The organism is Sulfitobacter sp. W027 (assembly GCF_025143985.1).
Taxonomy (GTDB): domain Bacteria; phylum Pseudomonadota; class Alphaproteobacteria; order Rhodobacterales; family Rhodobacteraceae; genus Sulfitobacter.
Window position 1 is genome coordinate 2,808,902 of the sequence record NZ_CP083564.1, and the last position, 12,856, is coordinate 2,821,757.

Annotated in this window: 11 protein-coding genes and 1 pseudogene; 2 read left to right on the forward strand and 10 right to left on the reverse strand. The window is 55.2% G+C overall.

Annotation, left to right across the window (positions count from 1 at the left end):
* Positions 1-12: 12 nt before the first annotated feature.
* The 3 genes from K3759_RS13835 to K3759_RS13845 are packed head-to-tail and all read right to left on the reverse strand — an operon-like array spanning position 13 to position 2,587.
* The gene (locus K3759_RS13835; protein ID WP_093928067.1) at positions 13-1,302 is read right to left on the reverse strand and encodes a TRAP transporter large permease; all 1,290 of its coding nucleotides are present in this window, start codon (positions 1,300-1,302) and stop codon (positions 13-15) included.
* Entirely contained in the window at positions 1,299-1,835 is a 537-nt protein-coding gene (locus tag K3759_RS13840) for a TRAP transporter small permease subunit (protein WP_259982651.1), read from the reverse strand. The genes K3759_RS13835 and K3759_RS13840 overlap by 4 nt, the downstream gene beginning before the upstream one ends.
* A complete protein-coding gene (locus K3759_RS13845) occupies positions 1,832-2,587 on the reverse strand; it encodes an IclR family transcriptional regulator (RefSeq protein WP_259982652.1) in 756 nt (251 codons plus the stop codon). Before K3759_RS13845 ends, K3759_RS13840 begins: the two co-directional genes overlap by 4 nt.
* Before the next feature lie 197 nt (positions 2,588-2,784).
* Here K3759_RS13845 and K3759_RS13850 point away from each other — a divergent pair.
* A pseudogene (locus K3759_RS13850) lies at positions 2,785-3,210 on the forward strand (transposase); the annotation flags it as partial.
* A 126-nt stretch (positions 3,211-3,336) separates the two neighbouring features.
* Here K3759_RS13850 and K3759_RS13855 read toward each other — a convergent pair.
* The 5 genes from K3759_RS13855 to K3759_RS13875 form a co-directional block, all read right to left on the reverse strand.
* Entirely contained in the window at positions 3,337-3,897 is a 561-nt protein-coding gene (locus K3759_RS13855; RefSeq protein WP_259982654.1) for a hypothetical protein, read from the reverse strand.
* A 104-nt stretch (positions 3,898-4,001) separates the two neighbouring features.
* Positions 4,002-4,892, reverse strand: a complete 891-nt coding sequence (locus tag K3759_RS13860; protein ID WP_259982656.1) for a metallophosphoesterase — start codon at positions 4,890-4,892, stop codon at positions 4,002-4,004.
* A gap of 358 nt (positions 4,893-5,250) precedes the next feature.
* Positions 5,251-6,192: an EamA family transporter RarD gene (gene rarD, locus K3759_RS13865; protein WP_259982658.1), complete on the reverse strand. Its 942-nt coding sequence runs from the start codon at positions 6,190-6,192 to the stop codon at positions 5,251-5,253.
* 116 nt (positions 6,193-6,308) lie between these two features.
* Positions 6,309-7,238 (reverse strand): D-amino acid aminotransferase, encoded by a 930-nt coding sequence (locus K3759_RS13870; RefSeq protein ID WP_259982659.1) that lies wholly within the window; start codon positions 7,236-7,238, stop codon positions 6,309-6,311.
* Between the two features lie 75 nt (positions 7,239-7,313).
* Positions 7,314-8,387, reverse strand: coding sequence for a TAXI family TRAP transporter solute-binding subunit (locus K3759_RS13875; protein WP_311199009.1), 1,074 nt, complete (start codon positions 8,385-8,387; stop codon positions 7,314-7,316).
* A gap of 89 nt (positions 8,388-8,476) precedes the next feature.
* Between K3759_RS13875 and K3759_RS13880 the strand changes: the two genes are divergently transcribed.
* Positions 8,477-9,166, forward strand: a complete 690-nt coding sequence (locus K3759_RS13880) for a GntR family transcriptional regulator (RefSeq protein ID WP_259982661.1) — start codon at positions 8,477-8,479, stop codon at positions 9,164-9,166.
* A gap of 856 nt (positions 9,167-10,022) precedes the next feature.
* On the opposite strand, the gene K3759_RS13885 is transcribed toward K3759_RS13880, so the two are convergent.
* Together K3759_RS13885 and K3759_RS13890 are read right to left on the reverse strand one after the other, a co-directional pair.
* On the reverse strand, positions 10,023-11,861 hold the full coding sequence (locus K3759_RS13885; protein WP_259982663.1) for a TniQ family protein: 1,839 nt from the start codon (positions 11,859-11,861) through the stop codon (positions 10,023-10,025).
* Between the two features lie 2 nt (positions 11,862-11,863).
* A complete protein-coding gene (locus tag K3759_RS13890; RefSeq protein ID WP_259982664.1) occupies positions 11,864-12,853 on the reverse strand; it encodes a TniB family NTP-binding protein in 990 nt (329 codons plus the stop codon).
* Between the last annotated feature and the right edge of the window lie 3 nt (positions 12,854-12,856).

A 12,856-nucleotide genomic window follows, 5' to 3' on the forward strand; every position in this document is an offset into this window, starting at 1 on the left:
TCAGTGTCCTTTTTAGTTGTTGATTGTGCTGGGCAGCCACAGAACCAGCTGTGGAAACGCGATAAGCAATGCGATGATGATCAGATGGGTTACCACATGCGGCGCGACGCCACGGAAGATCTCTGATAGCGGTCTTCCGGCATAGCGGGCTACCACAAAGATGTTCATGCCCAGAGGCGGTGTGATCATGCCTACCTCAGCGGAGACGACGACGATCACGCCGAACCAGACCGGATCAAAACCCAAGGTGACGATGGCTGGCACCATGACGGGAACAGTCAGGATCAGAATGGCGAGCTGGTCCATGAAACAGCCAAGAACCAAGTAGAACAGGATGATCCCGGCCATCACGACATAGGGCGAAACGTTCAGCGTGGTGATCCACGTCACGAACTGTGGGGTTATCTGCCCTAATGTCAGGACATAGCCAAAAATGTGCGCACCGATGATGATTAGGAAAATCATACATGTCGCGCGCACTGCACGAGACAGGGCGCCCCAAGTTCTTGCCCAGGTCAGCGAACGAAAAGCGGCAGCGATGACGAAGGCTCCGAATGCCCCGAGGCCAGCGGCCTCCGTGGGTGTTGCAACCCCGAGATAGATCGACCCTGTTACACATGCGAGTAAGGCGAGCATCGGGCCGATCTCGCGCAGGGCAAAAAGCTTTTCTCGCAGTGACCAACGCTTTGCCGCTGGGGCAATGGATGGATCGCGCGCCATGAGGGCGTAGATCGTTACGATGATACCAAAGGTCACCAGAACACCGGGGATAACGCCGCCAATCAGCAGCGACGCGATATTCACTTCGACGATAATGCCGTACAAGACCAAGGCAATCGAGGGCGGGATGAGCATGGCCAAAGTGCCCGAGACGGCCACCACGCCAGCTGAAAATTTGGCCTCATAGCCAGCTTTTTGCATGGCGGGTATTGATGTCGACGACAGAGCCGCAGCGGCCGCAGTTGAAGATCCAGAGATTGCACCAAAGCCAGCCCCGGCAAGGGCCGTGGCAACAGCCAGACCACCGGGCAAACGGCCAACCCAGATCGTAATCGCCTTGAACATCCGATCGGCGATGCCGCTTACGATCACAAACTCGGCCATCAGGATGAACAGCGGGACGGCGATTAGCTCATAACCGTTGGTCGTGGACAGTGGAGTGGTTGCTAGAACCGACAAGGCTGAGTTGAATCCGACAATAGCGACCAGTCCCACCATGCCTGAAAAGGCAAGCGCGAGACCAACCGGAACCCCGAGGAACAGAAGAAAGAGAAGTCCGATAACGACAATCAGCGAGGTCATAATGTTTCTTCCCCGGGTTCGGTGTGTTGAGCCCTAGAAGGCTTTTCACCGGTGAGAACGACTCGGATGGCCAAAAAGAGGCGCGCCAAACAGACAAGGGCCATCGCTACCGATCCGACCGGCACTAAGATGTAACTGAGCCATGCTGGCCAGGGCACAATGCTGGCGATCCGCTCGCTGTTAACAAAGCTTGTCCATGCTCTGTCCCATGACACCCAGATAAGAAGTGAGAAGATGAACAGGCCGATGGTAGCACTGACTGCATCTGTCACGGCACGTTTTCGAACTGATAGACGCAACACGAGAAGATCGACAGCGAGGTGCTCGTCGCGCCAATACGTTGGACCGACACCAAAGAAGAAAAGAGCGGGTGTCAGGTACAGGACGACGACGTCATGTGCGAAGAACACTGGCTTGCCAATGCCGTAGCGCAAGGAGACATCCGCGACGACGAGAAGCGTCAATGCTGCGATGGCAGTAACGGCAACAGCGGTGAATGCCGTGTCGATGATGTGCATGGTTTTATTAATCATTTGATGCCTCCCGACCCGCTTATCTGGTCGCGGAGCGCCTTTGTTGATCGAGTAAGCGCCTCGGCGATTGAGGCATGCTGGCCTTCCATGCGATAGTTCGGCCCGGCTACCGACAAACCAAGCTGGCGGCCTGCGACCTCCAGCATAACCCCCACGCCCGAAACCTCAGGAGTGAACTCGGTCGCGTTAAGGAACCAGCCACGCTGGCGGCCCTCAACGATCATTTGGAACAACTTGTCCGGATCGGTCACAGAATTCTCGTTGGCACCGGAGTAGTCCATCGCCTCGAGTTCAGCCATTAATGCCTTGTCATCGAGCGCGGCGAGCAACGCCTTTCCAGAGGACACAGCATAGATGGGACGCCGTTCACCGGGCTCAGCCGAGTATCGCACCCCCTGATCGGAAACCATTGTATCCAGGTAGATTAGGTCATTACCGTCGCGAGCTGCCAGCAGCACCGTTTCTCCGGTTTCGGAGCGTAGTTTGGCCATTTGGTCGCGCACGCTTGCAAGAACCGGATCGCCATCAATGATGTTCTGGCTAACGTCGAATAGCCTCCGGGTAGGATAGAACCCACCTCTTGGGCGCACCTCGAATAGGTATCCCTGTTCACGCAGCGTCTTAATTAGATTGCTGGTGCTAGAGACCGGTAGCGACAGGGCCGCCGACAGCCGCGTCAATGTTGCAGGCACTCGTTCGTCCGAGAAAAACTCGAAAAAACGCAGCACGTTTTCGACCTGCTTTACAGACATACTCTCCCCCCATTTTAGCCGTGCATCCTTCCTCAAAGACGCGGAGCTTTTCACATATGTGAAAAAAATTTCTTGTGTAGAGAATTTCGCCAAACACGGTATCTGTCAAGAACAAAGATTTAGAGGGTAGCGACGACACAGGTAGCTCGAGAAGCCGCCGAGTTTTGCCTCAATTGGAACAACGGTGCGGGGGGGGGCTGGACTACATCCCGGCGCGGTATCAAGTGATTGTCACGGTCCGCCCGAAGTACGCCCGCCCCAAAGGACGCGCGGGCGTACTTCAGGCGAAAGCTCCCGCGCATCTTCTCGAGGGCAGCTGGCCCACTGAGGCGCTGCTGGCGCAGATCGCCGTGTCCAAGCATTCAGAGTACATGCCGCTGAACCATCAAGCCGTTGTCATGGCGCGGCAGGGCGTGCTAAACGACCGATCGGTCTTCGCCGACTGGATGGGTCGGACCGGTACACTGATCGCAGCGGTGGTGGATCGAATGGCGATACCGCTGAAACAAGGCAGTACCCGGCCGTATATCGATAAGACGACGGCTCCCGCTTTGGACCCCGGACGTGGCAAAACCAAGACTGGCTACCTGTGGGCGGTACTGCGCGACGATCGCGGCTGGAACCGGGGCCAATCCAGGGGGCGGGCATCCCGCCCATCCCGCTAGGCTTCTCATTTCATATCCGGAAAAGGTCCTCGCAAGCCCTGTCAGGACTCAGATTTCCTACCCAAGATCAAGCTATGGTACCGGCTACGCCTCACTTGATAGTTCCGTGCCATTTCTCTGGTAGAGGTCAAAAACTCCTAGGCCATCCAGAATGGCTAAAGTCTGTCGGATTGTCATGCCACCATCCAACAGCGCGCGTAAGGCCTGCACATCCTGCACACGGACCTCCCGAATATCTTCATCTGCCCCCCGTTCCGGGGAGATGAAATGTATATTTGTGACATATAAGGTTTCACCGTCGACCTCCTCAACACCCGTTGCGATGAATACGGACGAACCAACCTGCTCTTTCCCTTGCGCCATAGCCTCAACAAAGAGATGATCGTAATAGACCTCATGATCACGACCGCTTATCTCCTGCCGAAAGCCCACTAAAATTTCATTCTCAGCGATAGGATGGACTTTATGAGCAGACATTTCGCTCCAGCTGTTGAAGCCATACTGCTTTGCGATTTCATCCAGCGCCTCGTGAAGCTTGAGGTTTTTCGCTTTCTTTAGCGCCCTCGCATTCTGCCTGAGCAACGACATTGGTGTTCCATCGCTCAAGAATGTGAGGCCTTCTAACTTATTTCTATCTGATTTCATTGTCATTTTCCAGGAACCAATATTCTTAGGGAGCGCCACCAGTATCTGTGATTACAATTAGGTCGCTTTGACATGTGGCCTCAAGAAGCATGAGGTCAGCCGATTTAGGACCCATCGAGGCCCTCCCAAATACCTGCGTCGATCAAATACTCACTCTCTGATCGGAGAAACTCCCGACAATATCCAACGCTTATGTTTCGGACATCGGTTTGCCCAACCATGGCGCGCAGCCGGCGATGCGAATGGCCAAAAAACCAAGCTGAGGGGGCAAACCTGTCAATCAGGTCTGTTAAGTCAGAGTGGAATGCGGGGGTAAGGCCATCTACTGACCCTGCGACCGACAGATGCGGCCCATGATGGGTTGCGACAACCGTGCGGCCGGCCTCCCCGCAAGGGTGGGGGGACATCAACTTGTCCTCAAGCCATTTGCGATGGTTGCGGTGAACGGCAAGCGTGTCCGCGGGCTCTATTTCCCTTGCTAAAGGTTGCCGCGTGACTCCGCTCCCTTCAGCAGAACCTACGGAGAGATCAATCCAGATACGAGAATAGTCCCGCATGACGCTTCCGGCGATCCTCATCGCCGTTTCAGGATCCCCCAAGAGATCGAAGTCCGTCCACATCGTGCAACATAGGATGCGGGTGTCGCCATGGTGTAATTCCTCTTTCTGCACGTAATGTGCGCCCACGGACCGCGCGTGCTCAGCAAGCAGATGGTCGTCCGCAAGTGTGCCGCCGTAATAATCATGGTTTCCGGGCATCACATAGATGCGCTCCGGAGCGACATGCGGTGTTATTTGAGCGAGCCCCCGGATCCATCTCGGTGCTGGCCCATCCGTAAGGTCCCCGGCTATGATAAGCGCATCAAGCGTGTCGTTCACGATGCCATGAAGCCCCAGCGAGGCGATCGGATCAGTCCCTCTGTGGTCGTACGTATTGGCATGCAAATCCGAAAGGATTGCGATCCGGCCGCTGTTGAATGGAATTGTCAGTGTCATGCCGGTCGCCCTGAACCATGGGAAGGAGATTTTTTGTCCCATGTGACACCGGGTCGAGATGCGAGTCAACCACATGTTTTTAAACGGTTTTCGAATAATTCTCCCACCCTGTTATTCGCACGTTTTCAAAGATCGGTATTTGCAGCCTAATGTGGGCATCCAGAGGTTTTTTGCACTGTTTTTCGCAATAAAGGCGCTTCTGAATAACGTTGTGGTCAATAAATTCGCACAAGAGATCGCTGTGGTGAAAGCAAACCAAACTCTCTCTTGGAATGTTTGTGTCCAAGCGCAGCATAGTCTGAAAAGAACGGGGTGCAGACTCTGAGCAGCCTTCCGGTCACAGACATCTACCTAGCGTTCAACCCTGTCTTACGGGACCCTTATCACGGCAGGTCTGACGCATTTGTTGGAGCATCGAGGACGAATAGAGGATCAGGGCCGCCCATATCATCGGAAAGGCGATCATCCGCGCGCGTCCGAATTCCTCGTCAAAAACAAAGACCGCCACGACGAAAATCATGGTCGGCGCGATGTACTGTAAAATTCCGATGGTCGAGAGCCGAAGGAGTTTGGCGCCGTTTGCATAAATCAACAATGGCACTGCCGTGACCGCGCCACAGCCTAGTAAGAGCCAGGTATCAAGGGGCGGCGCCGTGAGAAAGTTTCCCTGACCGGTCGCTGTTAGATAGGCAATGTAGCCCAAGGCCGGGACCAGCAGGATGAGCACTTCAAGTAAGAAGCCCTGATTGGGCCCGATCGCCAGACCTTTCTTTGCCAGTGCATAAAACCCCCAGCTCAGCGTCAGGCCCAAAGCAACCCAAGGGACTGATCCAGTATCCAATGCCAGAACCAGAACTGCCCCGAAGGCAAGGCCAACTGCAATTAACTGCCGTTTGGACATGCGTTCGCCCAAAAGGAGCGCGCCCAACAGAATGCTAAACAACGGGTTGATGTAATATCCCAGTGCCGCATCAAGTGCATGGCCCGAGGCAATCGCCCAGACATAAATGCCCCAGTTGACCGAAATCAGCGTCGCCGTCACCGCGCCCATGAGGAGCGTTCGGGGAGAAAGTAGCGCTGCTTTTAAATCCTGGGTCCGCCGCATCACTACCAGTACGAGCGCGGCAATGGGCACAGACCAGACCACCCGATGCGCAACAATCTCGGCAGCCGGGATGTGCGACAGTGCTTTCATATAGAGGGGCAAAAACCCCCAGAGCACATAGGCTGTGATGGCAAACGCGAGACCTTTGGGTGTGTCTTCGTTTGTCTTAGTCGAAAGGCTGTCAGGGTTGCGCATAGATGGACCTCCGCATCCGACCTAGCCCCTTCCGTGATTGCCTGCCATATCCAAACTAAGCCGCGGTTAAAACAAGTATCCCACAAGCCCCAAGCCTTGGACTTCATGAGGAGGCATTACGCCAAACCTGTGTTGCTGCTGACCAAATCTTTGTAAAGCTCGCGGAGACGTCGTGTTATCGGGCGATCGCCAGTGCCAATACTCTTGCCGTCGATGCTTGCCACTGGCGTCTGCGCTCCAAAGGTGCCGGTGAGAAAAGCTTCGTCTGCGCCATAGGCTTCATAGAGCGAATAATTCTTTTCAAAAACCGGGATATCGTTCTCCCGGCAAAGGTCAATTACCTTTTGCCGAGTAACGCCGTTCATGCAGTAGTCTCCGGTTGAGGTCCAAACTTCACCGCGGCGAACGATGAAAAAGTTGCACGCGTTGGTGGTGTTTACGAAACCGTGCGGATCAAGCATCAGAGCCTCGTCCGCCCCCGCCTCCTCCGCCTGAAGACAGGCGATGATGCAGTTAAGCTTTGAGTGGCTGTTAAGCTTTGCGTCTTGGCTCATCGGCAAGCCGCGGACCTGTGGCACGGTTGCCAGACGGATGCCTTGGCTGCTGAGACTGTCTACCGGTTTGGAATGCTCCATAATTAGAACAAGTGTCGGACCGGACCGGCTAAGACTGGGGTGCTGGAACGGCTTATCTTTGATCCCCCGAGTTAGCATCAATCGGCAATGGACGTTATTAGTCATTCCGTTTGCAGCAGCAGTGCGGTTCAGCGCGTCCAGCATCTCATCTTTAGTCAGGCCGACGTCGAGAGAAACGCTTTTGCAGGAGTTGAAGAACCGATCCATATGCTCGTCGAAAAACGCCCATTTACCGTTGTAAAGCCGTAGCCCTTCCCACATGCCGTCGCCGAGCATGAAGCCGGAATCATAGACTGAAACCTTGGCCTCGTCGCGATGAACGATCTCGCCGTTGACGTAAATCTTGATATCCCGGTTGCGAGCGTCCTCCTCCGCGTCATGGGTTGTGTGGCTGGTGTCTTCAGTGTTCATGGGGTTGGACCTTAGCTGACATGGGGGGAGAGCCGCGCCGTGCAACTTGGCGCGGCTGTTGTATAGCCGGAAGGATTACATCCAGCCGCGCTCCTTGTAGTAGCGAATCGCGCCCTCGTGCAGTGGCGCGATGATGCCGTTTGAGATCATATCCTCTTCCTTGAGGTTCGCGAAAGCGGGGTGAAGTCCTTTGAAACGGTCAAAATTATCAAAAAGCGCTTTCACGATGGCATAGACTGCATCGTCGCTCGTGTTGGTGGAGGTGACCAACGTGGCCAGTGGGCCGTAGCTCTGAATAGTGTCGGGCTGGCCTTTGTAAAGGCCACCCGGGATGGTCGCCTTGGAGTAATAGATTGTTTCATCGACCAGTTTATCCACTGCGGGGCCATCGATCTGCAAGAAGGTTGTATCGCAGGAAACGGTCGCCTCGGTGATATTGCCTACCGGATGACCGGCGGAAAACATGATGGCGTCAACCTTGTTGTCACAAAGTGCCGCGGATTGCTCTGCAGATTTCAACTCTGCCGCCAAGGCCAACTCGCTGATTTCGATGCCAATAGCACCGAGCAAAACTTCTGCCGTCGCCCGTGACCCTGAGCCAGGATTCCCGATGTTCACCCGCTTGCCGCGCAGATTTTCCATTGTGGCAATATCCGCGTCTGTGCGCGCAAGAATTGTTACAACGTCGGCGTGGGCCGACAGAACCGAACGCAAATTTTCGTTCGGCCCGCTGTCAGCAAAGGCGCTCGTTCCATTCAGCGCATGAAACTGCCAATCAGATTGCACAACTCCGAAATCAAGGTCTCCTGCGCGAATGCCATTGAGGTTGGCGATGGAGCCACCCGTGGCCGGAGCCGTACATTTAAGGCCATTCTCGGCGCTTGCACGGTTCACCAACTGGCAAAGAGACTGGCCGACAACGTAATAAACACCGGTCTGACCGGCTGTGCCGATAGTGATAAATTCCTGCGCTTGAGCTGTCGGGGCGGTCAGCCCCATCAATCCGAAGCTGGCAAGACCGGCTAAGCGTGAGATGAGCGACATGTTTTTCTCCTGTGGGTAAATCCTAACTTTCGACGTCGGTCCCCAAATTGGTCTTCTTGCCATTTTTTGCATTGCGCACGGGTACAACAAAACCTGAATAGCCATGCATTGTCCGATTGTCAACAATCCGACAATCTATTGAACTCGCCTAGATTTTTTGGCAGTGTTCCGTGAAACTCTAATGGGAGCAGGAAGTGGGATTTGCGTCAAAGACGGAGCTGCGACCTCTTGACGACGGCACCATTCGCCGTCGCGCAGCACAGATGCTCACCGAGCATATAGTTAGGGGAAATTTCGCTCCGGGCGAGCGCCTCACCGAACAGAAGCTTGCAAAAGCTCTTAATGTTAGCCGCGGACCACTGAGGGAAGCCATTCGAGAGCTGGCAGAAATTGGTCTGCTGGTTAGTGTGCCTTACAAAGGGCTCTATGTTCGTTCAGTCACGCGTAAGGACCTCGAAGAACTGTACTCTCTGCGCACCGCTCTTGAATCCTTTGCGTTCGAGCGCTGTTGGGAGAAGCGGACTGAAGAAGCCATTTTGGATTTAAGACAAAGGAGCGACGAGCTGAAAGCTACGATCGACGCCGACAGTGACGGTCGGCGGGCGATTGAACAAGAGTTGCGCCTTCACAGTTGGTGCTTCGAACTTAGCCAACACAGCCTACTAATGAAAAGCTGGCAATCAATGCGTGTGAACGTATATTTCTACTTTTGGCTGCACCAGCAGGCTCACCACCGCCAGGGGCCGCTGCGCCGATCTCATGATAAATACGTCGATCTTGCCTGCGGGGATAGCCTTCCTCGAATGCTGGCCCATCTAAAAGAGCATATGCGCCAAGGCCTCGAAACAACAATCGAAGCTCTGTCGGGGGAATTAGATAAATAATTTAGGGATTGCTGCGAACCGGCTGAATAGATTTTTTGGCACTCATTGCCCAACTGATGCCTCTGAAGCTGCGTTTGATCCAGAAGGACACTGGAAGGGATCGCCCGCATTGATGCCCTCGAATTAGTCGTCGATGGTGGGCTAAGCGCGTCCTTCCGTCTGATAATCTAACCTGCCCCCGAGATCTCTCAGTCTGATGTAGAGTCTGCTTAGTCGCTGCTCTGCTACCCAACCTTGGAGCACCGGAAGCTGGAACTTCCCGACTGCTTCACGATGACGGGCTGATGATGCCATCAAGATAGTGCATGGCGATCGAAAATGCACGGGAAGATCAGTCTGATCCTGAAATTGGGGTTTGAGCGAGCAGGTATCCCCCTCCACCGTGCAGTGATGTCTGATCGGCACCTGACACGGGACGAGCCCGTTCTTCGGGAACGGCGCACGATTTTGTGTCGGATCGATGTCGTATGCTTTTCCATCTATCTTCCTGCCAAACTCTCGAGACTCAAAGTGAGTATGGCGAGATCGCAAGGTCAAATTAATTTTTATATTGTTTACAGGACCTTAATCTGTTTCGAGTTTTTCGCAAACTTGAAGATCAGCGGTTTGTGGAAAAGTCATGTCGCGTTATTCAGCGGCTTGTTGTCCCTACGAAGGGACTCACAAAATCCAGTTTGCGAAAAAAATAGTCGCAAACAATCTCGCAAAACCCAATTCTGATTACTGGTTCCAAACGGGAAACGAGAATGCAGCCTGAGAGCGAACTGTCCAGGCACTAACAACCTCTTAGAGATCTGAACTGACGAATCATAAAAAGGTGATCTGGCTGGTTTCTGGTCGATGGAGATCAGTGGGCTTAGGAAGAAAGGTCCGTCTTTCGGTACCATACCCGTCCGAGTTCGTATCTCGGTGTTAGTGGCACCGCACCGCGCGCATCCATCTTCATTTTCATTACCTTTGGCGAGAAGCTTGCTGCCTCAGCGATCTCCTTCAAGGACACGTGCCCACGCCGGAACGCCAAAATCTCGACCATATCGAACAGACGCACAGTCGCCCCCTTCGCGTTCACCTCGGAATATTCGCGCAGGTAGGGCGCACCCTCACCGTCCCGTAGTTTCACAAGCGCGTTTACCCCTTGCACGGGCATGCCAATCAAGGCCGCGGCCTCTTCGATCCCCACGCGTCCAGCCCCCTTATTCCGGTATAAAATTGTCCGCACTTCTTCAGGGTCAACCAACACGCCCTTGAACTTCAGCTCGGGCTCCACGACCTCGACGCGGGTGAAGAGCCCAGAAATCACACCGTTGATGATATCCAACACCGGCCAGCGCGCCACTTCTGCAGCGGCGACGATGTCCATCCCTCCCGGAGAAGCGACATCTACCTGCTTCGCTTGCGCCATAAAACGCTCTAGGAAGGCATTGGCATCAGTTTCGGCTACGCCTTTCAGCGCTCCAACGGCCTGTTTCCCCTCGATGATCCGAGGGATCACTCCACTCCGAACCAGCTGCTGCGCCTGAACGCGATTGCAGTTGAGATGCCCCTCCAGGGCTTTCACGGTCAGTGAGGTCTCGATCCGGCGGGCCAACGCCTCGCCTTCCTCGGCATCAAATACCAAATGAGCCTGTACCCGGTTCGGATCGCCATCTGCGATCCCGGCCAACACCATGGCTCGGGAAATCGTTTTCGGGTGCAGTGTGGAAACCTTTGCTAGGCTGTAAACGGAATGCACACGCTGGCAGTCCACAGTTTCCCCAAAGAGATCTGTTCCTGCTGCGATCGGGAAGCTGTCCAGAATGAACTCTCGTACGACCTCTCGGATGGGTCCGACCGCTTTGGTATTCTTCTTAAATTGCAGCCATTGGTAAAGTCGGCCGAGCACATGCTGCGGCCCGCCGCGGCGACTTTCCTCCGGAATACGTGTCGCGTGAAGCTCAAGCGTCTGCCGGATTCCCTCGGCGCCCCGGGACGCCGCCCGAAATCCGGCATCTCCAGCCTTGTGCCAGCCGAACGCATCCAAGGCTTTTAGATTTACATGTGTGCCTGCGGTAAGGATCACGCCCAGCATCTCGCAGGCGCGGGCTGCCAGATCGATCGGCTGACCATCAAGCCAGGCAGGTCCTCTCTCTCCCGCCAGGCGGTTCGCAATGTAATGTTCCAGGCCAGTCGGCGTCCGCTCCGGTGCCAGCATCGCCAATTGCCTCAGCGTCGCGTCATCCGGCGCCACCTTTGCCATGATCTGCAAGCCATCCGAATAACTGCTCACCGGGCGGCGGACAAGCTCGACACCATGTTTCAAACAGGTACGCAGATGTCCGATCTGCCAGGCGATACGGCCGACCCGCATGCCCTGCGACGGGCTGTCTGGCTTTCCATCTTCGAGTAGACAGTTCGGGCAGAAGCTCGTTGTCTTCATTGCCGTGAACTCGGCATGTACAGTCTCGGCAGCAATGACTCGCACGCGGCCACCGGCAGACTGGAAGGCCATACGGCCAAGTGTCTCTTCAGACAAGCCGAGCAGTCCCTTTAGGCGGGCGATGGTCTCCTCTTGCGGCGTGATCAGCGCGCTCCGCGCCAGCTCGATGAATGAAAGAAATTCGAAGAGGTCCATCTCGCAGTGGAACCGGGCAACCCTATTCAGATACGAGGTCAAACTTTCTCCAGCGATAACGGGAAGGATCGGATGCAATGCCATGATCAGGTAAGCGCCTTGCGCTTGCGGCCGCGCTTGGCCCCAGCCTTCGGGACCGCAGGTTCTTCATCGTCCGGCTGCACGATGCTGGTCCAGTCCGCCACAGCAAAGATATTAGCGGAGATCTCGCAGCCTTCTTCCATGCCATAGGCCAACTCGAAATGCTGGAGCGTCAGTGTGGTCGCCTTGTCATGCAGCGCGGCCTCAATTGCCTTCAGGATCAGGTAGATGCAGCGCCCGAACCGGTGCCGACCTGCGCGGATGATCCGGTTGTTGGTCTCCCCAGAAAAATCTACCTTCAGACCCGCCTTCTTGGCAAAAGCGACGGTGATCGCCTCAACGAGGTCGTTGTCAGCCGCGAACTCGAGCTGCGGTGGGCAGATCTTCGAGAAACGCCGGTTCACCTGCGCATCAAGGCTGGTGATTTCCTTCAACCGTTCCGTGCCCGACAACACCACCACGACCGGGTGATCCCCCTGCATCAGACCCTTCAACATCTTGAACATAGACTGCGTTTCGGCAGCCATGGTTTCCTTAAACATGTCCTGAGCCTCATCGATCCAGACCAGCGTAACCCCAAGAATGCGCAGGCGCCGCCGGACCAGTTCCCAGATTTCGTAGACCTTGGCGCGATCAGACACTTGGTCAATCTCGAGCTTCTTAAGCATGTCCACGCCCAGGCTGCGCAAAGTGGCAGGGCTTTCGACCTTGACCTGGAGCCAGCGCGGCTGACCAGTCTCAGGGTTTGTCGACAAGGGATCAAACGCCTTCAGAGTCTTTCGGATTGCTGTGGTCTTGCCGCCGCCCGAACCCTCGATGAAGGCGATGCCATGGGTTTCGCTGTCGTCGGTGAAACGCACTGGCTCGTGGGTGACGTTACCCCCCCCGTCCTCTTCAAACATGCGTTCGAGCATTTCCTTAAGCGCGGCTTCGCGTGGGGTGCGAATGTGAACCTTGCGCAGCTCCTTCATGATGGCGGCGGGTGTTTTGGTCATTGG